The organism is Streptomyces sp. NPDC005281, from assembly GCF_040607495.1.
In the GTDB taxonomy this organism is placed as follows: Bacteria; Actinomycetota; Actinomycetes; order Streptomycetales; family Streptomycetaceae; genus Streptomyces.
Genome location: NZ_JBEXGX010000015.1, coordinates 155,163 through 180,386, shown reverse-complemented (window position 1 = coordinate 180,386; position 25,224 = coordinate 155,163). Strand labels below are relative to the sequence as shown.

Annotated in this window: 22 protein-coding genes, 1 tRNA gene and 1 riboswitch; of the genes, 13 read left to right on the top strand and 10 right to left on the bottom strand. The window is 69.4% G+C overall.

The window, feature by feature from the left end; translation table 11 throughout:
- Positions 1–293 precede the first annotated feature (293 nt).
- The 4 genes from ABZV42_RS22240 (at position 294) to ABZV42_RS22225 (ending at position 6,659) form a co-directional block, all read left to right on the top strand.
- Complete coding sequence (locus ABZV42_RS22240; protein ID WP_356053227.1) at positions 294–1,769, top strand: beta-1,6-galactanase; 1,476 nt, start codon at positions 294–296, stop codon at positions 1,767–1,769.
- A gap of 181 nt (positions 1,770–1,950) precedes the next feature.
- Positions 1,951–2,964: an SEC-C domain-containing protein gene (locus ABZV42_RS22235; protein ID WP_356053225.1), complete on the top strand. Its 1,014-nt coding sequence runs from the start codon at positions 1,951–1,953 to the stop codon at positions 2,962–2,964.
- A gap of 164 nt (positions 2,965–3,128) precedes the next feature.
- Positions 3,129–6,272: a DUF3427 domain-containing protein gene (locus ABZV42_RS22230; RefSeq protein ID WP_356053223.1), complete on the top strand. Its 3,144-nt coding sequence runs from the start codon at positions 3,129–3,131 to the stop codon at positions 6,270–6,272.
- Positions 6,273–6,356: 84 nt separating this feature from the next.
- Positions 6,357–6,659: a hypothetical protein gene (locus ABZV42_RS22225; protein WP_103554612.1), complete on the top strand. Its 303-nt coding sequence runs from the start codon at positions 6,357–6,359 to the stop codon at positions 6,657–6,659.
- Positions 6,660–6,851: 192 nt separating this feature from the next.
- On the opposite strand, the gene ABZV42_RS22220 is transcribed toward ABZV42_RS22225, so the two are convergent.
- Positions 6,852–7,817, bottom strand: coding sequence for a helix-turn-helix domain-containing protein (locus tag ABZV42_RS22220; RefSeq protein ID WP_355980722.1), 966 nt, complete (start codon positions 7,815–7,817; stop codon positions 6,852–6,854).
- A 225-nt stretch (positions 7,818–8,042) separates the two neighbouring features.
- Here ABZV42_RS22220 and ABZV42_RS22215 point away from each other — a divergent pair, with 225 nt between their 5' ends.
- Both ABZV42_RS22215 and ABZV42_RS22210 read left to right on the top strand, forming a co-directional pair.
- Complete coding sequence (locus tag ABZV42_RS22215; RefSeq protein ID WP_355980720.1) at positions 8,043–8,507, top strand: hypothetical protein; 465 nt, start codon at positions 8,043–8,045, stop codon at positions 8,505–8,507.
- A gap of 133 nt (positions 8,508–8,640) precedes the next feature.
- Positions 8,641–9,150 carry a levansucrase gene (locus ABZV42_RS22210; protein ID WP_356053221.1) on the top strand — a complete coding sequence of 170 codons (510 nt, stop codon included), beginning with the start codon at positions 8,641–8,643 and terminating at the stop codon, positions 9,148–9,150.
- 33 nt (positions 9,151–9,183) lie between these two features.
- Here ABZV42_RS22210 and ABZV42_RS22205 read toward each other — a convergent pair whose 3' ends face one another.
- From ABZV42_RS22205 to ABZV42_RS22195, 3 genes are all read right to left on the bottom strand, one after another.
- Positions 9,184–9,657: a hypothetical protein gene (locus ABZV42_RS22205; protein ID WP_355980714.1), complete on the bottom strand. Its 474-nt coding sequence runs from the start codon at positions 9,655–9,657 to the stop codon at positions 9,184–9,186.
- A gap of 351 nt (positions 9,658–10,008) precedes the next feature.
- On the bottom strand, positions 10,009–11,523 hold the full coding sequence (locus tag ABZV42_RS22200) for an MFS transporter (protein WP_356053219.1): 1,515 nt from the start codon (positions 11,521–11,523) through the stop codon (positions 10,009–10,011).
- Between the two features lie 53 nt (positions 11,524–11,576).
- Positions 11,577–13,052 (bottom strand): DUF445 domain-containing protein, encoded by a 1,476-nt coding sequence (locus ABZV42_RS22195; RefSeq protein WP_355980709.1) that lies wholly within the window; start codon positions 13,050–13,052, stop codon positions 11,577–11,579.
- 233 nt (positions 13,053–13,285) lie between these two features.
- Between ABZV42_RS22195 and ABZV42_RS22190 the strand changes: the two genes are divergently transcribed.
- Complete coding sequence (locus tag ABZV42_RS22190; RefSeq protein WP_355980706.1) at positions 13,286–14,614, top strand: SGNH/GDSL hydrolase family protein; 1,329 nt, start codon at positions 13,286–13,288, stop codon at positions 14,612–14,614.
- 108 nt (positions 14,615–14,722) lie between these two features.
- Here the strand turns inward: ABZV42_RS22190 and ABZV42_RS22185 are convergent, their stop codons facing one another.
- The 4 genes from ABZV42_RS22185 to ABZV42_RS22170 all read right to left on the bottom strand — a co-directional run bounded on the left by ABZV42_RS22185 (position 14,723) and on the right by ABZV42_RS22170 (position 18,513).
- Positions 14,723–15,568: a DUF1707 domain-containing protein gene (locus ABZV42_RS22185; RefSeq protein ID WP_356053217.1), complete on the bottom strand. Its 846-nt coding sequence runs from the start codon at positions 15,566–15,568 to the stop codon at positions 14,723–14,725.
- 41 nt (positions 15,569–15,609) lie between these two features.
- Positions 15,610–16,620, bottom strand: a complete 1,011-nt coding sequence (locus ABZV42_RS22180) for an ABC transporter ATP-binding protein (protein ID WP_355980902.1) — start codon at positions 16,618–16,620, stop codon at positions 15,610–15,612.
- A 17-nt stretch (positions 16,621–16,637) separates the two neighbouring features.
- Complete coding sequence (locus tag ABZV42_RS22175) at positions 16,638–17,483, bottom strand: ABC transporter permease (protein ID WP_355980700.1); 846 nt, start codon at positions 17,481–17,483, stop codon at positions 16,638–16,640.
- Positions 17,484–17,712: 229 nt separating this feature from the next.
- The gene (locus ABZV42_RS22170) at positions 17,713–18,513 is read right to left on the bottom strand and encodes an ABC-2 family transporter protein (RefSeq protein ID WP_355980697.1); all 801 of its coding nucleotides are present in this window, start codon (positions 18,511–18,513) and stop codon (positions 17,713–17,715) included.
- A gap of 199 nt (positions 18,514–18,712) precedes the next feature.
- Between ABZV42_RS22170 and ABZV42_RS22165 the strand changes: the two genes are divergently transcribed.
- Positions 18,713–21,253, top strand: a complete 2,541-nt coding sequence (locus ABZV42_RS22165) for a transglycosylase domain-containing protein (RefSeq protein WP_356053215.1) — start codon at positions 18,713–18,715, stop codon at positions 21,251–21,253.
- 24 nt (positions 21,254–21,277) lie between these two features.
- Here the strand turns inward: ABZV42_RS22165 and bcp are convergent, their stop codons facing one another.
- On the bottom strand, positions 21,278–21,745 hold the full coding sequence (bcp, locus tag ABZV42_RS22160; protein WP_355980691.1) for a thioredoxin-dependent thiol peroxidase: 468 nt from the start codon (positions 21,743–21,745) through the stop codon (positions 21,278–21,280).
- A gap of 133 nt (positions 21,746–21,878) precedes the next feature.
- Here bcp and ABZV42_RS22155 point away from each other — a divergent pair, with 133 nt between their 5' ends.
- From ABZV42_RS22155 to ABZV42_RS22135, 5 genes are all read left to right on the top strand, one after another.
- Complete coding sequence (locus ABZV42_RS22155; RefSeq protein WP_355980688.1) at positions 21,879–22,217, top strand: DUF3618 domain-containing protein; 339 nt, start codon at positions 21,879–21,881, stop codon at positions 22,215–22,217.
- Positions 22,218–22,314: 97 nt separating this feature from the next.
- A complete protein-coding gene (locus tag ABZV42_RS22150) occupies positions 22,315–22,617 on the top strand; it encodes a co-chaperone GroES (protein WP_103554526.1) in 303 nt (100 codons plus the stop codon).
- Between the two features lie 50 nt (positions 22,618–22,667).
- A riboswitch (guanidine-III (ykkC-III) riboswitch) is annotated at positions 22,668–22,737 on the top strand.
- A gap of 29 nt (positions 22,738–22,766) precedes the next feature.
- Positions 22,767–23,087 (top strand): multidrug efflux SMR transporter, encoded by a 321-nt coding sequence (locus tag ABZV42_RS22145; RefSeq protein WP_355980686.1) that lies wholly within the window; start codon positions 22,767–22,769, stop codon positions 23,085–23,087.
- A 392-nt stretch (positions 23,088–23,479) separates the two neighbouring features.
- On the top strand, positions 23,480–24,241 hold the full coding sequence (locus ABZV42_RS22140) for an HNH endonuclease (RefSeq protein ID WP_356053213.1): 762 nt from the start codon (positions 23,480–23,482) through the stop codon (positions 24,239–24,241).
- Positions 24,242–24,295: 54 nt separating this feature from the next.
- Positions 24,296–24,380 (top strand) — tRNA-Leu (locus ABZV42_RS22135).
- Positions 24,381–24,422: 42 nt separating this feature from the next.
- On the opposite strand, the gene rdgB is transcribed toward ABZV42_RS22135, so the two are convergent.
- Complete coding sequence (rdgB, locus tag ABZV42_RS22130; RefSeq protein WP_356053211.1) at positions 24,423–25,025, bottom strand: RdgB/HAM1 family non-canonical purine NTP pyrophosphatase; 603 nt, start codon at positions 25,023–25,025, stop codon at positions 24,423–24,425.
- Positions 25,026–25,224 lie beyond the last annotated feature (199 nt).

Sequence of the window (25,224 nt, the reverse complement as noted above, 5' to 3'; positions counted from 1 at the left end):
CGCCGGGCGCACGATAGGCGTCACCCCGCCAACTCTCCAGCCCCGCGCGGCTCCTGTCCGCAGGACGCTCCTCGACCGGGTCCCTTCGGTGCTTCCTCCAGCCGTTTTAGAAAGGGCTGTCGCAACCCTCGACAACCTCAGGCGCCACACCCGATGCTTCCTGATGGCATCACCGGAACAGGCAAGCGCCGGCGGGAACGAACCGGCGACCGAGTTCGAAGTCGAGTCGACACAGACAGCCAACTCCGTCGGTAGGAACGTGAGTCGCGCTGTGACGGACGGAGAAGCCAGCCATGATCCGACGCAGAACACTTCTGGCCGCCGCGGGCGGTACGGTCCTGGGCGGCGCCCTGGCGACGGGCACGGCCCGCGCGGACGCCACGATCGCCGTCAACCCGGCGACGACGTACGGAAAATGGGAGGGGTGGGGCACCTCGCTCGCGTGGTGGGCCAATGTCTTCGGCGCCCGCGACGACTTCGCCGACCTGTTCTTCACCACCAAGTCGACGACGTACAACGGCGTTTCGCGCCCCGGTCTCGGCCTGAACATCGCCCGCTACAACCTCGGCGCGTGCAGCTGGAACAGCGTGAACGGCGAGACCATGACCGCCTCCGCCAACATCCCCTCCTTCAAGCAGATCGAGGGCTACTGGCAGGACTGGAACAACGAGGACCCGACGTCGTCGGCGTGGAAATGGACGGCGGACGCCACCCAGCGCGCCGCCCTCTCCAGGGCCACGGCGCGCGGCGCGACGAGTGAGCTGTTCGCCAACTCCCCCATGTGGTGGATGTGTCTGAACCACAACCCGTCGGGCGCGTCCGGCGGCGGCAACAACCTCCAGTCCTGGAACTACCGCCGGCACGCCTCCCACCTCGCGGCGGTAGCCCTCTACGCGAAAACGAACTGGGGCGTGAACTTCGCCAGCGTGGAGGCGTTCAACGAGCCCTCGTCGAGCTGGTGGACGTCGACCGGCACCCAGGAGGGCTGCCACGTGGACGCGTCCGTGCAGTCGGCCGTACTCCCCTATCTGCGCAGCGAGTTGGACACCCGGGGACTGACCGCCACCAGGATCTCCGCGTCGGACGAGACGAGCTACGACCTGGCCCGCACGACATGGAGCTCCTTCAGCTCGACCACCAAGGGCCTGGTCAACCGGGTCAACGTGCACGGCTACCAGGGTTCGGGCGGCCGCCGGGACCTCCTCTACACGGACGCCGTGACGGCCTCCGGCAAAACCCTGTGGAACTCCGAGTACGGCGACGGGGACGGCACCGGCCTCACCCTGGCGAGCAACCTCCTGCTCGACTTCCGCTGGCTGCACCCGACCGCCTGGGTCTACTGGCAGGTGATGGACCCCACGGCGGGCTGGGGCATGATCAAGTACGACGCGAGCACCCTGACGGCCGGCGCGGTCGAGACGAAGCTCTATGTGATGGCCCAGTTCAGCCGCCACATCCGCCCGGGGATGACGATCGTGGACACGGGTGTGGACTACGCGGTGGCGGCGTACGACGCGACGGCGAAGCGTCTGGTGATCGTCGCGGCGAACAAGGCCACGTCCGCCCAGACCCTGACCTTCGACCTCTCCCGCTTCACCACGGTCACCGGCGGCACCGGCGGCCTGGTCCCCCGCTGGAACACCCTGACGTCCGGCACCGGCGACCTCTACACGTCCCATTCGGACACCTACCTGAGCGGCAGGTCCGTCGCGGTGCCGTTCGCGGCGGGGGCGGTACAGACGGTGCAGGTGGACGGGGTGGTGGCCTGAGCGGACACGGAGGACCTCGCCGCGGGCAGACACCGGACACCACCGCACCGCCACACCCCTGCACCCCTGCACCCCCACACTCGCGGCATCGCGGCATTCCTGAATATGCCGCCGGGGACTCCCGCGTCTCTGGCCAGCAGGTCTCTCTCCTTGGTGGCCCGGCGGCAGTACGGTGTCACCCATGCGCCCCGACACGCCTGCCGAGAACGTCGACCACACCGCCGAAGCGGCTCGCCTGGAGCGGACCGCCGGCCTGTACCCGGAGGACGCCGAGCACCTGCTCCTACAGGCAGCGGCCCACCTCGAACTGGCCGGCGACCGCCCCGGCGCCACCACCCTCTACGACCGCCTCCTCGCCTCGGACACCCCCCTGGACAAGCCCTACCTCGTCCGCGCCCTCAAGGCGTCGAACCTGTGGGAGTACGACCACGAGGCCGAAGCCCGCGCGATCATCGACGGCGTAAGGGCCGCGGCCCCCCGCGATCCGGCCCCCTGGGTCATCGTGGCGGAGGCCCTGGAGTCGCACGACGAGCTGGAGGCGGCACAGGACACCTTCACGCAGGGAACGGTCCTGCTCCTGACGGACGTGCCCGAGCCCCCGTACGCCACGCTCCCGCTCCTGTTCGGCCGTCACCGCGTACGCCGCATGCTGGGCGCGGCCCACGACGAGTGGGACGCCCTGGCCGACACCCTCCACTCGTCCCCGATCTCCCTGGACGAACTCCACGACCCGAAGCGGGTCTGGTCCCTCGGCTCGGACAACCCGGCGGAACTCCAGGCCGAGATCAGTCGTCTCCAGGCCGAACTGAGCACCTACCGCGAGGCGCTCTCCCGCCCGTTCCCGGTGGCGGTCCTGCACTGGGCGGCCCCCGAACTCACGGAACTGACCACGGCGTACCCGGACCTCACCACCGAGTACCCGTCCCACGGCGAGCACCTCGCGACGATAGAGGCGTCCCTGCGCGAACTCGCCGTCTCCGGCACCCCGAACCTGGGCATCGTCACCGCCACGGTCCCCTCCTACGAAGCCTTCGCAGCCTCGGAGGCCTCGTCCCCCGCGGATACGACCCTGCTCCCCCAGTACGCGACGACCCTGGCGGCCAGGGGGTTGGCGGTCGAATGGCCACCGCAGCGGACGAGCGAGTGCTGGTGCGGGTCGGGGGCCTCTTACGGGGAGTGCCACGGGGCCGTGTGATGGCCAGTGGCACCGCCACGCTTCGCTGTCTCCCATGAGGTGCATCCCGGACTACAAGCAGTCTGGGGTGCACCTTCGCCTTCATCCTTAGCTCATGACTCGATCGTGTCAGCGCCCCCTGCTAGAACTGCGCATGGCGCAATGAGCGATCGGGGGGAGCCAGCGTGGTTCAGTCAGGGGATCTGTCACAGCCTGTTGCGGGCGTGTACGAGGAGCTCATCACCGAGGGCGTGCAGGCACAGATCGACCAGTTGAATGCGGCCGGATGGAAGCCGATTCACGCCGAGGTCAGCGCCGAGTCGTCCCCCCATGTCCTGGCGCGCTACATCGGCGAGGCCGTGGGACGACGGTTGAGCCTGCTGCCTCACGACAAACAGGTGGCCGCGGCCAACCAGATCATGCAGTCCCTGGTCAGCAGCATGCCGGACCCGGATGTGAACGAGCCGTCACCCACCATCGTCGATGGCCCCCGCCAACTCCTCGCCCTGGCCAAGCAGGAGGCTCCTGGCGCCTACGCCATCAGGCCCCTGACTCCCCTGTCCGAAACAGCATTGATCACCAATGCGCCGGATGATCCGAGCCTGGGGGCGGAGTTGCGGGCCGAGCTCGCTACTGCCGACCGCATCGATCTGCTCTGCGCCTTCGTAAAGTGGTACGGAATAAGGGTTCTCGAGGACTCGCTCCGCGCGGCCAAGGACCGTGGAGTCCCCATCCGGGTCATCACCACCACCTACATCGGCGCCACCGACCGGCACGCTTTGGACCGACTGGTGCGTGAGTTCGGCGCCCAGGTGAAGGTCAACTACGAGATCAGGTCGACGCGCTTGCATGCCAAGGCATGGCTGTTCCGGCGCAACACAGGCTTTGACACCGCGTATGTGGGCAGTTCGAACCTCTCAAAGGCTGCCTTGCTCGATGGCCTGGAATGGAACGTACGGCTGTCCTCAGTGGCCACGCCAAGAGTGCTGGACAAGTTCGAGGCGACCTTCGACGCGTACTGGGCCGACACCGCCTTCGAGTCCTACGACCCCGATCAAGACGGTGAGCGGCTCGCCGAGGCACTTGCCAGGGCAGGTGGTACTGGCCCTGCTGGAGAACTCAAGATCAGCCTTTCGGGCCTTGAGGTGCATCCCCTCCCACACCAGAAGGACATGCTGGAGCGCCTTGGCGTCGAACGCGATATCCGCGGCCGCAGCCGGAATCTCCTCGTCGCCGCGACGGGTACGGGCAAAACCGTCATGGCGGCGCTGGACTATCGGAGTATGCGCGACAAACGCGGCGGCGAACTTCCCCGCATGCTCTTCGTCGCTCACCGCAAGGAGATCCTGAACCAGTCCCTGCGTACCTACCGAGAAGTGCTGGACAACGCATCTTTCGGAGAGCCCCTCCACAGCGGCCAAGAGCCACGCGATCGGACCCACGTCTTCGCCAGTGTCCAATCGCTCAACCTCCAGCGCCTGGAGCAGCTCGACCCCGGGCACTTCGACGTCATCGTCATCGATGAGTTCCACCACGCCACCGCCGAGACATACCGACGAGTCATCGAGCACTTCAAGCCGACCGAGCTTCTAGGTCTCACCGCGACCCCGGAGCGGATGGACGGTCGCAGTGTGCAAAACGAGTTCTTCGACGGACGTATCGCCGCGGAACTTCGCCTCTGGGAAGCCCTGGAGAACGATCTGCTCTGCCCCTTCCACTACTTCGGGATTCCTGACGGCACGGATCTGACCCGCCTCAACTGGCGTTCGGGTGCATACGACCGGGATCAACTCGGCTATCTGTACACGGGTGACGAAGCTCGGGCGCGCATCGTCATCAAGCAAGTTGAGGACAAAATCTCAGTCCCTGCTTCTATGCGGGCCCTCGGATTCTGCGTGTCCAAGGCGCATGCGCACTTCATGGCGGACTGCTTCCGCCGAGCGGGATTCCAAGCGACGGCTCTCGACAGTGACTCCCGCTCTGAGGTGCGTGCGCAGACACTTGACGATCTCAAAGAAGGTCGCATTCAGGTGATCTTCTCCGTTGACCTGTTCAACGAGGGTCTAGATATCCCTGACGTTGACACACTCCTATTGCTGCGCCCTACCAACAGTGCGACCGTCTTCCTCCAGCAGCTTGGGCGGGGCCTGCGACGAACACCGAACAAGCCTGTCCTCACAGTGCTCGACTTCATCGGTCAACACCGAGCAGAGTTCCGCTTCGAAGAGCAGTTCCGGGCCTTGACCAACCTGTCCCGCAACCGCCTCGTCAACAGCATCGAGCAGGACTTCCCGCAGTTGCCGTCCGGGTGCCAGATCATCCTGGAAGGTAAGTCCAAAGACCTCATCCTCGACAACATCCGTACGCAGCTCAAAGCCACCATCACCACGTTGGCCAGAGAAGCCAGGGACTACAGCACCCCGCGGCTGGCGGACTACCTACGTGAGAGCCGCCGGGACATCCAAGAGCTCTACAAGAGCGACAACTCCTGGACCAAGGTGCTGCGCAAGGCTGGGTTCATTCGCGAGGAGGCACCGCCGGGCGAAGCAGAGCTTCTCAAGCGCGTTCATGCCTTCCTGCACGTCGACGACCCCCATCGCATCCACGCGTACCTTCGACTGCTCACAGACGACGCCCCCGACTACGACTCCCTGCCAGTGGAGGAGGCGGCCTACGCTCGCATGCTCTTCTTCAACCTGTGGGACAACGGTGGCGGTTTCTCCAGCTACCGCCAGGGTCTTGAGTCGCTGCGATCCCAGCCGATGTTGCGTGACGAGCTACAGCAGGTTCTCTCGTGCGCCCTCGAAGCGGCGGACCACTACCCTCTCCCGCTGGAAGGCTCCCTCGCTCACGTCCCCTTGAAGATCCATAGCTCCTACAACCGCTCCGAGATTCTCTCGGCCCTGGGAGTGGCACGGCTGAACGGTCAGATGCCCAGAGACTTCGGGCAAGGAGTGCGTTGGGTGGAGGACCTCAAGACCGATGCCCTGCTCATCACTCTGGAGAAGAGCGAACGTGACTTCTCCCCAACAGTCCGTTACCAGGACTATGCCCTGAGCCCGACCCGTTTTCACTGGGAGTCCCAGAGCACCACGCCGGCAAACTCCGCGACTGGCCTGCGATACCAGCAGCACGACCGGCTCGGAAGCCATGTCCTACTTTTCCTGCGCCGCTACAAGCGAAACAGCATCGGCAAGGCCGAGCCGTGGATGCTTCTGGGACCAGCCACATACTTCAACCACACCGGCAGCAAGCCTATGGCGATCAGCTGGGATCTACACCACGAGCTTCCTGCCGACGTGAGCTCGTACGCCTCGATCACGAGTTGACTCGGCCAGTGAGCTTCGTGCCGGGGGGCAGGACGGCCGGGCCAGCCGGGGCGTTAGCCTCGGGTGACGAACGAGGAGGCAGTGATGGCGAAGGTTCCGGCCGCGGTGGTGGCCGCCGGGGGGCTTGTCGGTGGGTATGGCGTCGCCCGGTGGACCAGGAAGCGGCAGCTCGGCGGGGTCGTGCTGGCCGCTGCCGGGGTCGCCGCCGCGCGGCAGTGGAAGCAGGAGGCCGGCGGCGTGGCCGCGGGGGCGCTGACCGCCGGGTACGTCGCCGCGTTCGCCGGGTCGCACCCGCTGGCCAAGAAGGTCGGCGCCTGGCCCGCCGTCTTCGGCGTCGCCGGTGCCATGGCCCTCGCCTCCTGGGCCGTGGCCGACCGGCGCGCCTGAGTTGAGCCCAGGCTGAGACCCAGGGGCGGGCTCACGCCCAGGCGCCACCAGCCCCAGGAGCCGAACCACGCACAGAGGCACGCCCGAGCGCATGGGCAGGCCCACGCCCAGGAGTGCTGCCATGCCCGGGCCCAGAGGCGCGCCCATGTCCGGGTCGGCTTGGGTCGGGTCGGGGCGGGGCGGACCCGTGGCTCAGGAAGCTTGTTCTTCCGAGCCCCTGAACGCCCGCCGATACGCGTGCGGGCTCGTGCCGACCACTCGTTTGAAGCGGTCCCGGAAAGCCGTCGGGGAGCCGAAGCCCGCCTGGGTGGCGATGCGTTCGACCGGGTAGGTGGTCGTCTCCAGGAGGTACTGGGCTCGGCGTACCCGGGCCAGGTGCAGCCACTGAAGCGGGGTCGTGCCGGTCTGTTCGCGGAAGCGGCGGTTGAGGGTGCGGGTGCTCATGCCGGCCCGGACCGCGATGTCCTCCAGGGTCAGCTCCCGCTCCGCGTTCTCCTCCAGCCAGGCCAGAAGCGGCTCCATGGCCGTACCCGCCGGCGCCGGCGGCTGGGTGTGGACGATGAACTGGGCCTGGCCGCCCTCCCGTTCGAGGGGCATCACGGACATGCGGGCGGCGTCCGCGGCGACCGCCGAGCCGTGGTCCTTGCGGATCATGTGCAGGCACATGTCCAGCGCCGCCGACGCGCCCGCCGAGGTCAGGAACTGGCCGTTGTCCACGTAGAGGACGTTCGGGTCGACGGTCACCTCCGGGTGCCTGGACGCCAGTTCCCCGGCCGCGACCCAGTGCGTGGTGGCTCGCAGTCCGTCCAGCAGGCCGGTGGCGGCGAGGACGAAGGCGCCGACGCAGACCGAGGCGATCCGGGTGCCGTTCGCGGCTGCCGCGCGCAGCGCCTCCGCGACGCCCGGCGGGAGCGGGGCGGACGGGTCGGCCACGCCCGGCAGGATGATCGTGTCCGCGTCGGCCAGCGCCTCCAGGCCGTACGGGGCGCGCAGCGTGAACGCTCCCGCGCTCACCTCCGCGCCGGCCGTGACCGAGCACACCCGGGTCCGGTACGCCGGACGGCCGTCGGGCAGCCGGGCCCAGCCGAACGTGTCGATCGGGGCTGCGAGATCGAACGGGATGACCTGGTCGAGCGCCAGGACGGCCACGGTGTGCATGACCAGAGCCTATGCATACGCCGGGTTCTCGCCAGGCGCCGAGGCATCCACCGGGTTCTCGCCAGGCCCGTATGTCGGGTTCCGCCGCCGTGGCGTCTGCGGCGCGCCCGCTCCGTCACCCCGGCAACCCTGGCGACCTCGACCAAAAAGCTCTGGCCAGAATCCGTTGCCCCCTGGCAAAAGTGCCACTTCTCCAAGATCTGCCCGACCCCCTACCGTCACCCCGTGACCAAGTTCCTCCTCGCCGTCCACGTCATCGCCGCGATCGTCGCCATCGGGCCCGTCAGCGTCGCCGCGAGCATGTTCCCGCCCGCCGCGCGCAAGGTTCTCGAAGCGCCGGACGACCCAAGCGCCCTCGCCACCGCCCGGCTGCTGCACCGCATCTGCCAGGTGTACGCCGTGGCGGGCGTCGTCGTCCCCGTCTTCGGGTTCGCCACGGCGAGCGACATGGGCGTGCTCGGCGACACCTGGCTGATCGTCTCGATCGCGCTGACCGCGCTCGCGGCCGTGGTCCTCGCCGTGCTGGTGCTGCCCCGGCAGAGCGCGATCCTGGCGGGACCAGTCGGAGCGGGGGCCGTGGACCGTGCGGCCACCGTGCGGCTCGCGATGTTCACCGGGATCTTCAACCTGCTGTGGGCCACCGTCACCGTCCTGATGATCATCCGGCCTGGGTCCACGACAGGCGCCTAGCCGAGGATCCCGGGCGGCCGGCTCCCCCGTACGGGCCCGGCACACACCCCGGGGTCCCGCCGCTCTCACCGGTCCCCGGCCGGAACCCACCGCAGCCGTTCCGGTCGCCGTCCCGGGACCCTAGGATCCCGCCATGGACGCAAACCAGCAGCAATCCGCCCCGGGCAGCTATCTGACCTTCGTGGAACAGCAGTTGACCGCCGACGGATGTGCCACCCGGTGGGAGGACTGGGCCGGGGTGCCCGTACTCGTGGGGCGGCGGGGCGAGTTCCGGATGCGTTGGATGGGGACGAAACTGCACCTGTTCACGGTCGCCGCGGCCGTGCCGGAGATAACCGTGCCGGCCATCTCCGGCTTCACCGACCAGGTGATGAAGTACGCCAAGGACACCAAGGGCGGTCTGCCCGTCGGCTTCCAGAACGGCATCGGAGCCTTCCCGCTGCTGGTCAGCGACCGCGTCGATCCCGCGGCCGTGCAGTGGGCCGAGGCGCAGCAGCGGGTCAAGTTCGCGTGTATGACCCGGCCCGTCGTGGTCGACAGTTCGCGTCAGTACGTGGGGACGTACCGCGGCAAGCCGGTCCTCGGGCGCGTCTACGCCTCGTACTTCAACGAGAAGAGCTCGCGGTACTTCCACGGCCAGTGAGCTGTCCGGTTCCACCTGGCCGGCCGAGGCAGCTCACCAGCGGCCGGCCAGGGACAGTTCCTCTTCCGCCGCGTCCATCAGGTCCGGCCTGAACTGCCGTGCCACCGCGCTCGCGACCAGCACCGCGGAGGCCCCGAGCAGCGTGACGGCCGCCCACGTCAGCGTCCACACCTCGGCGAAGCCGTCCGGCGGGCCGGGATGGGTCCGCAGCGACACGTAGAGCAGGGTCGCCGGTGGTGCCGCGACCAGGAGCAGGGGCCAGGCCAGCGCGTCCCGGAGTCCGAAGTGCACGGCGAGAAGCAGCAGGACCGCGGCGAGGGCGAGCACGCCCGTACCCGTCACCGGAGTGGTCTCCACGGCGGAACCCGGCGACTCGGGCCGGTTGCGCAGGTCCCAGGGGAGGCAGACGAGGTACGCCGCGCAGGAGAGGGCGGCGCCGAGCACACGCGTCAGCCAGCGTTCCGGCCAAGGGCGCGTTCGCAGGGGGCGGAGCAGTTTCTCGGTCATGCGTACGAGGGTTCCGCGCCCGGCGGAGCCGCGACAGAGTACGCGTACTCAGAAGCCGGCGCCCTGGGCGGTGCGGACGCCCCCCAGCCCCAAGCCACCTGCTGCCCCGGGCCACCTGCCCCCCGCCCCGGGCAACCTGGGCACCCCGGCCACCTGTTACCCGGGGGCGGAGGGTGTCCCCCGCCCCCTGCCCCGTGCCCCGTGCCCCGGGCACCCCGGGCACCCCGGCACCCCGGCACCCCGGCACCCCGGCACCCCGGCACCCCGGCACCCCGGCACCCCGGCACCCCGGCAAGGACTACACGCCCGCGCCTCGCGCACGGGCACCCCGGACCACGCGCCCCGGACCACTCACGTCGCCTGCGCGGTGGACGTCGACGAGGAGGCGTCGGCCGTCGCGGGGGCCGTCGACAGGGGTGCGGCGATGTCCTCCAGGGAGCGGCGCTCGGCCTTGACCGCGAGGAACACGGCGACCAGGCCAGCGGCGCACATCAGGGACGCGCCGATCTGGAACGCGAGCACCGTGTCGGCGACGACGCCGGACTTCGTGAGGTCGGCGAAGACCAGCGGGCCGCTGATACCTCCGGCCGCGGTACCGATGGCGTAGAAGAAGGCGATGGCCATCGCCCTGGTCTCCATGGGGAAGATCTCGGAGACGGTGAGATACGCGCTGGAGGCTCCCGCCGACGCGAAGAACAGCACCACGCACCAGCAGGCCGTCATCGTCACCGCGGTCAGGGTGCCCTGGTCGAAGAGCCAGGCGGTGACGAAGAGCAGCAGACCCGAGAGCAGATAGGTCGAGGAGATCATCACCCGGCGGCCCAGGGTGTCGAAGAGTTTGCCGAGCAGCAGCGGGCCGAGGAAGTTGCCGGCCGCGATGACGGCGAAGTAGTAGCCGGTGCCGCCGGTGGGCACGTCGAAGAACGTGGTGAGGATGGAGCCGAAGCCGAAGGTGATCGCGTTGTAGAGGAAGGCCTGGCCGACGAAGAGGGCGAGGCCGAGCACGGCGCGTTTCGGGTACCGGCCGAAGACCGTCTTCGCGATCACGCCGAAGCCGATGCTCTTGCGCTGCTCGATGGTGATCTCGCCCTCCGCCGGTGGCAGCGGTTCACCCCGTTCCTCCTCGATCTCCTCCTCGACGGAGGCGACCAGTTCCTCCGCCTGCCCACCGCGGCCGTGGATGAACTGCCAGCGCGGACTTTCCGGCACATGCCGCCTGACCAGCAGGATCACCAGACCGAGGACCACACCGAGGCCGAAGGTCAGCCGCCAGCCGAGGTCCTTGGGGAAGATGTCCGTGTTCAGCATGACGATCGACAGCAGCGCACCGCCGATCGCTCCGAGCCAGTAGGTGCCGTTGATGATCAGGTCGACGCGGCCGCGGAACCGGGCCGGGATGAGCTCGTCGATCGCCGAGTTGATCGCCGCGTACTCGCCGCCGATGCCGAAGCCGGTGAGGAAGCGGAAGGTGAAGAACCACCAGGCGTCGAAGGACAGGGCGGTGAGGGCCGTCGCCGAGAGGTAGACGACCAGCGTGATCATGAAGAGCTTCTTGCGGCCGTGCCGGTCGGTCAGCCAGCCGAAGAACAGGGCGCCCGCGCAGGCACCCGCCACATAGAGCGCCGCCGCGATACCGGTGACCTGCGCCGAGGAGATGGACAGGCCGCTGCCCGGCTCGGAGAGCCGGCCCGCGATGTTGCCGACGGTCGTGACCTCCAGGCCGTCCAGGATCCAGACGGTCCCCAGGCCGATCACGATCATCCAGTGCCAGCGGGACCAGGGCAGCCGGTCCAGGCGGGAGGGCACGTTCGTGGTGACCGTGCCGGTGGCAGCGGGGACGGGGGCCGATGCGGCCGGGTCGGACATGGGGTTCCCTCTCCGTCGGGCGAACCCCGTCCGTGTTCCCGCAGTTCGGCCGGTCAAGCCCCCAGGGCCCGCGACACCACGTAGATGAGCAGTCCGGCCAGCGAGCCGACCACCGTGCCGTTGATGCGGATGAACTGGAGGTCGCGGCCGATGTGCGCCTCGATCTTCCGTGTGGTGTGCTCGGCGTCCCAGCCCGCGACCGTGTCCGTGATGAGCGAGGTGATCTCCTTGCGATACGTCGTCACGACATACACCGCGGCGCCCTCCACCCAGCTGTCGACCTTGGCCTGGAGCTTGGGTTCGGTGGCCATCCGGGCGCCCAGGGACAGCAGGGACGCCCGTACGCGCAGCCGCAGTTCACTGCGCTCGTCCTCGGCCGCGGACACGATCATCGACCGTACGGCCGTCCAGGCGGAGGCGATCAGGTCCTGGACCTCGCCGCGGCCCAGCACCTCGCCCTTGAGGCGCTCCACGCGCGCGCGGGTGTCGGTGTCGGACTGGAGATCGGAGGCGAAGTCGGTGAGGAACCGGTCGAGGGCGCCGCGGGCCGGGTGGGACGGGGAGTCGCGCATCTCGGTGACGAAGCGGAGCAGCTCGCGGTAGACGCGTTCGCCGACCTTCTTGTCGACGAAACGGGGGGTCCAGCCGGGCGCGCCGCCCTGGACGGCGTCCATCACCTGGGCGTCGTGGAAGACCAGCCAGTCGTGGGCGCGGGCGACCACCAGGTCGACGAAGCGTCTGTGGCCGCCGTCCACGACGATCTTCTCCAGCATCTTCCCCATGCCGGGCGCGATCTCCTGGGCGTCCGCGCGGCGGGTGATCGCCTCGCCGACGACGGCCTGGACGTCGGAGTCGCGGAGCACGGTCAGCGCGCCCCTGAGCGCGGCGGCCAGTTCGGCCGTGACCCGGTCCGCGTGATCGGGGTCGGCGAGCCAGGCTCCCAGTCTGCTGCCGATGCCCACCGCGCGCAGCCGCTGGCGGACGACCTCCTCGGAGAGGAAGTTCTCGCCGACGAACTCGCCCAGCGAGACGCCCAGCTGGTCCTTCTTGGTGGGGATGATCGCCGTGTGCGGGATGGGCAGGCCGAGCGGGTGCCGGAAGAGGGCCGTGACCGCGAACCAGTCGGCCAGCGCGCCGACCATGCCCGCCTCGGCGGCCGCCGCGACATAGCCGGCCCAGGCGCCCGCGCCCTCGTTGGAGGCCCACTTGGCCAGGACGTAGACGAGGGCGACGAAGAGCAGCAGGCCGGTCGCGGTCGCCTTCATCCGGCGCACTCCGCGGCGCTTCTCCTCGTCGGCGGGGCTGAAGGTGTTCATCGCCCGCCCCGGCGGCCCGGAGGCCGTCCGGCCGGTCACCGGGTCCGAAGCGGTTCCGGCATCCCCGGTGCGCCCGGCGTGCCCAACCTGTCCGGAAACTCCGGCGTCCGCCGAGTCCCCGGTGTTGCCGCCGGAGGCGCCTGCGTTCGTCGTGGTGTCGGGGTGGGCATGCTGCTCCGTGCCGTCCGCTTCACCCGAATTCGTGCGTTCCATTCACTCCACCCGTTCGCAGGCCACGTCGCACCCCGTACACATTGTCCCTTTCTCCCTTTCTCCCTCTCTTCCTCACCGACTCCTGGAACGGCGCAGGAGTTCCCGGCGTCTGTTCGGATGGGGAATCGACCAGGGGGCCCAGGGGGCGCGTCGAGGTCCTCCCACCCCATGACGCATCATGGAGTGATCACATCGGAGCCTCGGGCTCCCTCGTCCGAGGAGAAACGCACCGCATGACCAAGCGTCACGGTTATGCCCTGCTCGCCGCGATCCTTGCCGCGGTCGTGGTCCTTTCCGCAGCCATATACATCGGCGTCGCGGCCGACGACGGCCACGCCGCCAAGGCAGCCGTCGCCGGTGGCCGTACGTCGCACGACGCCGCACCCGCCTCCACCGGCACCTGGGTCGGCGCCTGGTCCGCCTCCCCGGCCGGAGCCGAGCCCGGCACGGAGCCGGACGGACTGGCGGGCCGCTCCGTACGCAACGTCGTGCACACGGCCGCCGGGGGTACGAGTGCCCGCATCACGCTGTCCAATCTCTACGGACAGACTCCCTTGGTCGTCACGCACGCCACGATCGCCGTCGCCGCCACCGCGAACGACGCCGCCGCCGCGGCCGGCACCATGCGCCGCCTCACGTTCGACGGCGCCACGACGGCCGTCGTCGCGGCCGGCGGACAGGTCATGAGCGACGCCGTACGCGTGCGCATCCCGCACGGCGTGGACGTCCTCGTCACGACGTACTCGCCGACCCCGTCGGGACCGGTCACCTACCACCCGCGCGCCCAGCAGATCTCGTACGTGGCCGAAGGCGACCGCACGGAGGACGTGAGCGCCGGCCCGTACACCCAACAGAGCCCGTACTGGCGCTATCTGACCGCGCTCGACGTGCTCAGCGACGAGTCCGTGGGCACCGTCGTCGCCCTCGGCGACTCGCTCACCGACGGCATCACCTCCACCGTGGGAGCCGACCGCCGCTGGACCGACGTCCTCGCGGAGCGGCTGCGCGCCTCGGCCGGATCCGGTGACACGCCCCGCTACAGCGTCGTCAACCAGGGCATCAGCGGGAACCAGATCCTCGCCGCGGGGTCCGGCCGGCCGGCCGACAACCCCAGCGGGCTGAGCCGGTTCGGACGTGACGTGCTCGACCGTACGAACGTCAAGGCCGTCGTCATCGACCTCGGCGTCAACGACATCCTGCGCAACCCGAACCAGGTCGACCCGAGCACCGTGACCGACGGACTACGGACCCTGGTGCGACAGGCGCACGCCCGTGGACTGCGGGTCGTCGGCGCCACCCTGATGCCCTTCCAGGGGCACCGCGGCTCCACGGACGCGCGGGAGGCCGTACGCCAGGCCGTGAACGCGGAGATCCGGGCCGGGAAGGTGTACGACGCCTACGTCGACTTCGACGCGGCGCTGCGGGACCCGTACAACCCGCGCAGGCTGCGGCCCGACTACGACTCGGGCGATCATCTGCACCCCAGCGACAAGGGGTTCAGGCGGATGGCCGAGGTGTTCGACCTGAAGGCCCTGAAGGGATCGGTTCCGGCGGAACTGTGATCCGCGAGGAGGGCAACTGTTCCGGCGGAACTGTGATCCGCGAGAAGGCCGCACCACCGTAACCGCCTCCGCACTCACGGGAGTTCAACAGCCGCCGGCGCGAGAGTTTCAGTAGTCGTCGCGCCGCCGGTGGCGGTCCTCCCGGCGTTCGCGGTGCCGCTCCCTGCGCTCCTCGTGACGATCACGGCGCTCGTCGTGGTGCTCGCGCATCAGGTCACGGGCCTCGTCGAGCGCGTCGTACATGTCACCGAGGCCACCGTCCCGCGAGCCCTGCAACTCCTTGCGGGCCTCGCGGCGCTCCAGCTTCTCCTGGCGGCGCTCGTCCTTGAGACGCTGGCGCTCGGCACGGGTGACCTTGCGCTCGACGCCCACACCACCCCAGAAGGCGAAGCCCGTGACGACCACCCGAGGCGCGCCCGGGTCGCCCGGCCGGCCCTCCTCACGATGGTCGAAGCCGCCCATGATGCCGATACCGCGGACGACGACCTCGACCCCGGGCGGCACGACGACGTTCAACCCGCCCATGAAAGCGACACAGTTGATGACGACCTCACGGTCCGCGAAGTTCGCCTCGCGCAGGTCGATCTCACCACCGCCCATGAAGGCGAAGCAGTTGAAACGCCTCGGCACCGTCCAGCGGCCCTTGCGCTCGAACCCGGAAAGAACCGCCACGCCCCACGAGGACGAACCCTCACCACCGACGATACGAGAGCCCCAACTACCGTCGTCCAAAGGCTCCTTGACCATGGAGACCCGAGGGGCCGGCACCGCCCCCGGCAGATCACGGGTGATCGGCGCCAACTCCCCGTAGGTACGGGCCGCGTACGTCGCCTCCAGCCGCTCCTCGAACTCCTCCATGTCAAGACGGCCCTCCGCGAGGGCGTCCCTCAGCTGCTCGGAGACTCGTTCACGATCGGCGTCGGAGGCACGCAGCTCCGGGAGTTCGTCGGCCATGGACAGCAGCCTACGAGGTCCCCCGCCCTCGCAACCGCCCCCTACAGCACCGTCTTCCCCGCGTACATACGGCTGATGACCGCCTCGATGTCCGGCTCCCGCACCGAGAGGTCCACCAGCGGATACTCCGCCGCGATCCGTGCCACCAGCGGAGCGGCCGACATCGAGGCCGGGAACGCGAGCCACTGGCGCGGCCCCTCCACCTTCACCACGCGCGCCGACTCCGCCTCGATCGGGGGCAGTTCCCGCTCCAGATCCACGACCAGGGTCCGCTCGCTCTCCCCCACCTCGTGCAGCCCGCTCAGCGCGCCGTCGTACATCAGCCGCCCGTGGTCGATGACCATCACCCGTCGGCACAGCTGCTCGATGTCGGTCAGATCGTGCGTGGTGAGCAGGACGGTCGTGCCGCGCTCGGCGTTCAGGTCCCGCAGGAACTCCCGGACCCGCACCTTGCTGACCACGTCCAGCCCGATCGTCGGCTCGTCGAGATAGAGCACCTCGGGATCGTGCAGCAGGGCCGCCGCGATGTCACCGCGCATCCGCTGCCCCAGCGACAGCTGGCGCACGGGCACGTCCAACAGGGGCCCCAGCTCAAGGAGTTCGACACAGCGGTCGAGATTCTCCCGGAACCGCGCGTCCGGCACCCGGTACATCCGGTGCATGAGCCGGTAGGAGTCGATCAGCGGAAGGTCCCACCACAGCGTCGTACGCTGCCCGAACACGACCCCGATCCGGCGCGCGACCCGGGTGCGCTCCCGCGACGGGTCGAGACCGGCGACCCGCAGCCGGCCGGCGGACGGGGTGAGGATGCCGGTGAGCATCTTGATCGTGGTCGACTTGCCGGCACCGTTCGGGCCGATGTAACCGACCATCTCGCCGCGCGCGACGGAGAACGAGATCGAGTCGACGGCCCGCACCTGCCGCCGCTCGCCGCGCAGGAACCCCGTCTTCTTGCGCACGTCGAAGACCTTCTCGACCCCGTCCAGTTCGATGAACCCGGGCCGCGGCCCCGGCTCCCCGCCCGGACCGGCCGACTGACTGTCTGTGGCGATGGCCACGCCCAATTCTCCTAACTTCCCGTACTCCGGTAGGCGCGCAGCCCCGCGCGCCAGGCGATCCCGGCGAGCGCGCAGCACAGCGCCGCCACTAGCGGTGGCGCGAACGCGACCCACTCCGGCAGGTCGAGCGGATAGGGCCGCCCCAGCACGTACAGCGCGGGCAGCCAGTTGACGAAGGCGAGCGGGAGGACGAACGTCACCCCGCGCAGCATGTCCTTGGCGAAGACGGTCGGCGGGTACTGAAGGAGCGTATTGCCGCCGTACGTGAAGGAGTTCTGCACCTCGGAGGCGTCCTGGGCGACGAACTGGAAGGCCGCGCCCGCCACGAACACCGCCGAGAAGATCGCCGCGCCGCTGAGCAGCATCATCGGCATCATCAGCACCTTCAGCGGTGTCCAGTGGATGTCGAGGACGGTGAGCGCGTACCCGAGGACGAGCAGTCCCTGGGTGATGCGGCCGAGGCGGCGCAGCGCGAAACGGTCCGCGGCGACCTGCGCGAGCACGGGCACGGGACGCACCAGCAGGGTGTCCAGCGTGCCGTCGCGCACCCGGCGCCCGAGCCTGTCCATCGAGCCGAGCGCGAGGTCCGCGAACCCGAACGCCACACCGGACACCCCGTAGAGCAGGGCGACCTCGGGCAGGCTGTAACCGCCGAGCCGCTCGACCCGCGAGAACATCAGCAGGATCGCCGCGAAATCGAGGGCGGTCGCCGCGAAGTTCCCGAAGGCGGTCATCACGAAGGAGGCCCGGTAGGCCATCGTGGAGCGGATCCACATCGCGGTGATCAGCCGGTAGGCACGCAGCCCGTCCCGCAACCGCTCGTACGCGCCCTGCCGCTCGAACGGGTGGGGGTCCACCGCCCGGACCGCTGCCTCACGACCAGCCGTCTCGCGGACCGCTGCCTCACGACCTGGCGTCTCATGGACCGCTGCCTCACGAACCGACGTCTCATGGACCGCCGTCTCATGGACCTCCGCCGGACCTTTCACGACTCCCGTCCCTCGATCCTCCGCCGGACCTGTCACGACTCCCGCCCCCCGATCCTCCGCCGGACCCGTCACGACCCCCGTCCCCCGATCCACCGGGTCAGCCACCCTGGACCACCACCCTTCGCGTCGCCACCGACTGCACCAGCCGTCCGGCCGCCAGCAGTCCGACCGCCCAGGCGGCCTGCGCCGCGTACGTGCTCAGCGGATCCGCCGTGCCGAGCAGGACGTCCACCGGTGCCTGGATCAGCGACGACCAGGGCAGCGCCCGTACGACCTCGCCGAGCGCGCCCGGAAAGACGTTCAGCGGCAGCAGCATCCCCGAGCAGAAGATGCCCGCGATGGAGGTCAGCTGAGCGACCCCCGCACCGTCCAGCAGCCAGAACGCGGACAGGGCCACCAGGAAACGGATCGCGAACCCGACGACCACCCCGAGCGCAACCGCGACCAGGAAGGCGAGCCACGTCAGCGGGTCCGAGGGCAGCGCGAGGTCGAAGACGAGCGCCCCGAACAGGAGCGGGACCACTCCGCGGCCCAGCAGATGGAACAGCGCCCGGCCCATGTCCTGCGCGAGCCACCACAGCTGGAGGTCGGCCGGCCGGTACAGGTCGATCGCGATGTCACCCGTACGGATGCGCTCGATCAGTTCGTCCTCGAAGCCGCCGCCCATCATCGCGACGACCATCAGCAGACCCTGGCTGACCCACACATAGGTGAGCGCCTGCGCCTGGTCGTAGCCGCCGAGGTGCGGCTTGCTGTCCCACAGGGCCATGAACAGATACGCCAGGATCAGGCCGAAAACCGTGTTGGTGAAGACGCCCGCGGCGGTGGCGACCCGATAGGTGGCGTACCGCCGGAACCCGCTGCCCGCGACAGCCGCGTACAACCGCGCCGTGCCCACAACCCGTCCCTTTCGTCGGCGTTGAGCCAAAACGCAGGAGCCTAGTCCCGGCCGGACACGGCCCGCCAGGCATTTTCCGGCGCGACGCGTGCCGGATCGGGGAACAGAACACATGGTGCGAGAGTCTTCAATACGGGGCGCACCAGACATACGAGGGCGTACGGGACCGTACGACGCGAAACAGGAGTCCGGCGATCAGATGAGCGACGAGCCGCAGCAGCGCAGCCAGGGCTGGGCGCCCAGGGAACCGGAGGCGGGCGCCCGCCCGGACCCGGCCCCCGCGGCGGGACCGCAGACAGGCCCGCGGCCGGGGTCGGGAGCCGGACCGGGCAGCCCCGGCACGAAGCAGAAGCCGAAAGGAAAGCCGAAAGGGAAAGGGAAGGGGAAACAGCGGCCGAAGCGGACCGGGCTGCGCCGGCTCCTCCCGACCTGGCGCATGGTGCTCGGCACGATCCTCGGCACGGCACTGCTCCTGACCGGCCTCTTCGCGCTCGGCTACTTCCTCGTCCGCATCCCCTCCGCGAACGCCGCCGCGGTCAAGCAGAGCAACGTCTTCCTGTACGCCGACGGCAGCCAGCTCGCCCGCGACGGCGACGTCAACCGCGAGAACGTCGCACTCGAGCACATCTCCAAGGACGCCCAGCACGCCACCCTCGCCGCCGAGGACCGCGACTTCTACAGCGAGTCCGCCATCGACCCCAAGGCGATGCTCCGCGCCGGCTGGAACACCGTCACCGGCAAGGGCAGACAGTCCGGCTCGACCATCACCCAGCAGTACGTCAAGAACTACTACCTGGGCCAGGAACAGACCGTCACCCGGAAGGTGAAGGAGTTCTTCATCTCCGTCAAGCTCGACCGGGAGAAGAGCAAGGACGAGATCCTGGAGGGCTACCTCAACACCAGCTACTACGGCCGCAACGCCTACGGCATCCAGGCCGCGGCCCAGGCCTACTACGGCGTGAACGCCCGGGACCTCACCGTCGGCCAGGGCGCCTATCTCGCCGCCCTGCTCAACGCGCCCAGCGAGTACGACGTGATCGCACACCCCGAGAACAGGGCCGGGGCCCTCGCCCGCTGGAACTACGTCCTCGACGGCATGGTCAAACAGAAGTGGCTGACCCGGGCCGCGCGCGACCGGGTCTCCTTCCCGATGCCCCGGCAGGCCAAGGGATCGGCGGGTCTGTCGGGCCAGCGCGGCTACCTCGTCCAGGCCGTGACCGCCTATCTGACCTCGAACGGGATTCTCGACGAGGACACCCTCACCCGCGGCGGCTACCGCATCACCACCACCCTCCAGAAGCCCAAGCAGGACGCCTTCGTACAGGCCGTGAACGACCAGGTGATGGACCGGCTCGACAAGAAGAACCGCAAGGTGGACACCTACGTCCGCGCCGGCGGCGTCGCCATCGACCCCTCAAGCGGCAAGGTCCGCGCGATGTACGGCGGCATCGACTACACCAAGCAGTACGTCAACAACGCCACCCGCCGCGACTACCAGGTCGGCTCCACCTTCAAGCCGTTCGTCTTCGCCTCGGCCGTCCAGAACGGCTCACAGACCGAGGACGGCCGCCCCATCAACCCGAACACCGTCTACGACGGCACCGACCGGCGTCCCGTGCGGGGCTGGAACGGCGGCGCCTACGCACCGGAGAACGAAGACGGCGAGTCCTACGGCGACATCTCCGTACGCACCGCCACCGACAGGTCGGTCAACTCGGTGTACGCGCAGATGGCCGTCGACGTCGGCCCCGTGAACGTGGAGCACACCGCCGTGGCCCTGGGCCTGCCCGCCGACACCCCCGACCTGACCGCCTCCCCCTCCATCGCGCTCGGCCCGGCCACCGCCAGCGTCCTCGACATGGCGGAGGCGTACGCCACGCTCGCCAACCACGGCAGGCACGGGGCGTACACCCTCGTCGAGAAGATCACCAAGGAGGGGTCGGAGAACGTGAAACTGCCGGCCCAGGGCCCGGCCGACCGGCAGGCCGTGAGCCGCGAGGCGGCCGACACGACGACCTCCATGCTCCAGAGCGTCGTCGACGGCGGCACCGGACAGGCCGCGCAGAACGCGGGCCGGCCCGCCGCCGGCAAGACCGGCACGGCGGAGGAGGACACGGCCGCGTGGTTCGCCGGCTACACCCCCGACCTCGCCACCGTCGTCGCCGTCATGGGCCAGGACCCCGGCACCGGCGCCCACAAGTCCCTGTACGGCGCGCTCGGCCAGGCCCGCGTCAACGGCGGCGGCTACCCCGCGCAGATCTGGGCCCAGTTCACCCAGGAAGCCCTGAGCGGGACCGAGGCCGCGGACTTCGACCTCCAGCTCCAGCCGGGCGCGGAGGAACCGGACGACTCGTTCTACGACCCCGGCACGACCGACACCACCGGCGGCCAGGACAGCGGCGGCACCGCCGACGGCGGCCAGGGCCTGGACGGAACCCAGGGAGGGGCCAACGGCAGCAGGCCGGCGCCGCCGAACGGACGGACACCGGGCCACGGCCCGACGCGGGGACAGACCCACGGCCGGACCACAGGCGACACCGACACCTCGGGCGGCTCGACCGGCACGACCGGCGCCGCGGGTGGCACGCACACGGGCGGCACTCGCACCGGTGGCACCACCACGGGCGGCGGTGCCACCGGATCAACCACGACCGGCGGCACCAAGCAGGGCGGCGCCACCGGCACGACAGCGGGCCGGGAACCGGGGAGCGGGCTCACACCGGGGCATCCGAGGCACTGAACCGGCCCGCACCCCGCGAAGCCGTCAGATCCCCAGATCCTTGATGATCTTCGCCACGTGACCGGTCGCCTTCACGTTGTACAGCGCCCGCTCGACCTTGCCCTCCTCGTCCACGACCACCGTGGAACGGATGACACCGACGACCGTCTTGCCGTACAGCTTCTTCTCGCCGAAGGCCCCGTACGCCTCCAGGACCGTCTTGTCCGGGTCGCCGACCAGGGTGACCTTCAGGGACTCCTTCTCACGGAACTTGGCCAGCTTCTCGGGCTTGTCCGGGGAGACACCGATCACGTCGTAACCGGCGCCCGCCAGCAGCTCCAGGTTGTCCGTGAAGTCGCAGGCCTGCTTCGTGCAGCCGGGAGTCAGGGCCGCCGGGTAGAAGTAGACGATGACCTTGCGGCCCTTGTGGTCGGCCAGGGAGACCTCGTTGCCGTCGGCGTCGGGCAGGCTGAAGGCGGGGGCGGTGTCGCCGGGCTGAAGTCGCTCACTCATCGGAACCTCACGTGGCCGGGAAGATGAAATGGATACGGACGAGCGTAATGGGGGGTGCCGAGGGGTGCGGTCCGGTACGAACTGACAGACTGTCCGAATCAGGGAGTCACAACACGACCACGGAGGCAGCGCGGTGTCGGATACGTCGAGAACGCCGGATACCAGGACTCCGGCGCAGATCGAGGCGGACATCAAGCACCGCCGCACAACGCTCGCCGACACGCTCGACGAGATCGGCGTACGGGTGCACCCGAAGACGATCGTCGGAGACGCCAGGGCGAAGGTCGCCTCGAACATCGACCACACCCTGGGACGCGCCTACGTCGGTGTCAACCGTGTCGTCGGCGACGTGAAGGGGCAGTTCGTCACGGAGGAGGGCGCGCCCCGGCTGGAGCGCATCGTGCCGGTGGCCCTGGCCGCGGCCGGACTCGTCGGACTGCTCGTGGTGGGCGCGCGGCGCCGCAAGGGCTGACCCGCGCGCGTACGAAAGCGGCCGGGACAGGTAGGTTCAGGGCGTGAGCGCCAACCGTGAAACGCACAGCACCCATGACGACAAGCTGCCCATCCGGATGCTGCACGACCGCGTGCTGGTGCGGCAGGACGCCGCCGAGGGCGAGCGGCGCTCGGGCGGCGGCATCCTGATCCCCGCGACGGCGGCCGTGGGCCGCCGCCTCGCCTGGGCCGACGTCGTCGCGGTCGGGCAGAACGTCCGTACGGTCGAGCCGGGCGACCGGGTCCTGTACGACCCCGAGGACCGGGCCGAGGTCGAGGTGCGCGGGATCGCCTACGTGCTGATGCGCGAGCGGGATCTGCACGCCGTGGCCGCGGACCGCTTCGAGGGCTCCGAGGACTCGACGGGCCTGTATTTGTAGGGCGCAGAACGCCTGGAGGGGCTGGTGACCATGGTCACCGGCCCCTTTTGCCATTCTTTTGCTACCATGGAAGGACCCCGACGAGACGCGCCGTACCGGGCCTGGCAAAGACGACGCACCCCGCCGCCCGTCTCTCGGAGGTATGCGTCATGGCCTGGGTTCTGCTGATCGTCGCCGGTCTCCTCGAAGTGGGCTGGTCGATCGGGATGAAGTACACCGACGGCTTCACCCGCCCGGTCCCGAGCATCCTCACCGGCGCGGGCATCGTGGCGAGCATGGTCCTTCTCTCGTACGCCGCCAAGTCCCTCCCCATCGGCACGGCCTACGGCGTCTGGGTAGGCATCGGCGCGGCGGGCGCGGCGATCCTGGGCATGACCATCCTCGGCGAACCCATGACGGCGGCCCGCATCTTCTTCATCTGCCTGCTCCTGGTGTCGGTAGTGGGCCTGAAGGCGACATCGGGGCACTGATCCCACCCCGAACACCCCTCACAGGGCGTAACCGTCCGATAAACGGTTCGTCAGCCCGTACGAGGCCGCGAACGCGCGGCCGAGAACGGAGGGGTGCATGAGCGGGCGGAGAACAGCGGAACGGGCGACGAAGACCGCTCCTGGCCATGTCGTGCCGGAACCGGACCCGTACGACAGGGAACGCCTCGCGCCGGTCGTCGCAGAGGCGCGCAACTGGACCGATCTGATGCGGCGGCTCGATCTCAGGCCGAGTGGAGGCCAACGCCGCGTGCTCCAGGAGAAGGTGGCGTTCCACGGACTCGACACACGCCACTTCGCCAAGCAGCCCGTGGCGCAAGTACCCGGATGCGGCCATCTCGGAAGCCGCCGCCTCGTCGTCCTCGCTGCGCGAAGTGGCCCTGAAACTGGGTGCCACCCCGGCCACAGGAACGCTTTCCCACATTCGACGCCGCATCAGCGCGGCAGGCATCGACATCAGGCACTTCCCGGGCATGGATCGGCCCGAGTTGGACCTGCCCTTCACTTCGGAGGAACTCAGGACAGCCGCGGCCACGGCTGCGAGCGTGCGGGGCGTGGCTCGCGCTCTGGGCGTTCCGGACGACAGCCGGTCGCGCGCGACTCTGAGCCGGATGCCGGCAGTCCACGGTGTCGAAATCGGGCACTTCTCCTACCGGCGTACACCGATTCCCGAGGACAGGTTGCGCAGTGCCGTGCGGGGCTCCACCAGCTATGCCGATGTCATGCGCGATCTCGGTATGGACGTCAACGACACGAATCACCGGCGCGTCCGGCGCGCAGCCTCCCGTCTCCGTATCGACACCAGCCATTTCAAGCGTCGTGCCTGGGGGAGGCCGGAGCGCCCGCCTTCCTCGCCAACTGCGCATCGGGTACTGGTTGTCCTGCCGGACCAGGCCGGACGGACCAACAGGACCCGGCTCCACCGAGCCATGAGCGAAGTGGGGGTGCCCTACGCGTGCACGGGGTGCGGCAATACCGGTGAATGGCTGGGCCGCCCGATCACCTTGCAGATCGACCATGTCAATGGGGACTGGCGTGACAACCGCAGGGAGAATCTGCGATACCTGTGTCCCAACTGTCATTCGCTGACGGAGACGTGGTGCCGTCAGAAGGGAAAGGCACCTCTCGCCGGGTGACCTGTCGTCCCCGTACACTGAATGCCACCGGTCGAGCGCGATGACCGTTTTTGAGCGGCCGTGGCGAAATTGGCAGCACGCGCGGGCCTTAGGAGCCCGTGGGCGAAAGCCCGTGTGGGTTCAAGTCCCACCGGCCGCACGCGCAGAGGGGCCGCCCCGCAAGGCGGCCCCTCTCCGTATCTCAGCCCAACAGCTCCCGCACCACCGGCACCAGTGCCCGGAACGCCTTGCCCCGGTGGCTGATCGCGTTCTTTTCCTCGGGGGTCAGTTCCGCGCAGGTGCGGGTGTCGCCCTCGGGCTGGAGAATCGGGTCGTAGCCGAAGCCGTTCTTGCCTGCGGGGGTGTGGCGGAGGGTACCCAGGAGCTGGCCCTCGACCACGCGTTCCGTGCCGTCCGGCAGGGCGAGCGCCGCCGCGCAGGCGAAGTGGGCGCCCCGGTGGGGGGCGTCGATGTCGGAGAGCTGGGCGAGGAGCAGGTCCAGGTTGGCCCGGTCGTCGCCGTGCCGGCCGGTCCAGCGGGCGGAGAAGATGCCGGGGGCGCCGTTCAGGACGTCGACGCACAGGCCCGAGTCGTCGGCGACGGCGGGCAGTCCGGTGGCCTGGGCGAGGGCGTGGGCCTTGAGCAGTGCGTTCTCGGCGAAGGTGACGCCGGTTTCCTTGACGTCGGGGATGTCGGGGTAGGCGTCCGCGCCGACGAGGTCATGGGTGAGCCCTGCGTCGGCGAGGATCGCCTTCAACTCGGTGAGCTTTCCGGCGTTGCGGGTGGCGAGGATCAGGCGGGTCATGGTCGCCAGTATCTCCGAACCGGGCCCGGGCCCGGTTCCTGACGGACCCACAGACCACCCCGGGACCCCCGCCCGGGACTGGTTCCTGACGGACCCGCAGTCCGCCCCGGGACTCCCGCCCGAAACCGGTACCTGACGGCCTCGCAGACAGCCCCAGGCCCCCGCCCGAAACTGGCGCGCCGACGGCCCCGCAACCCGC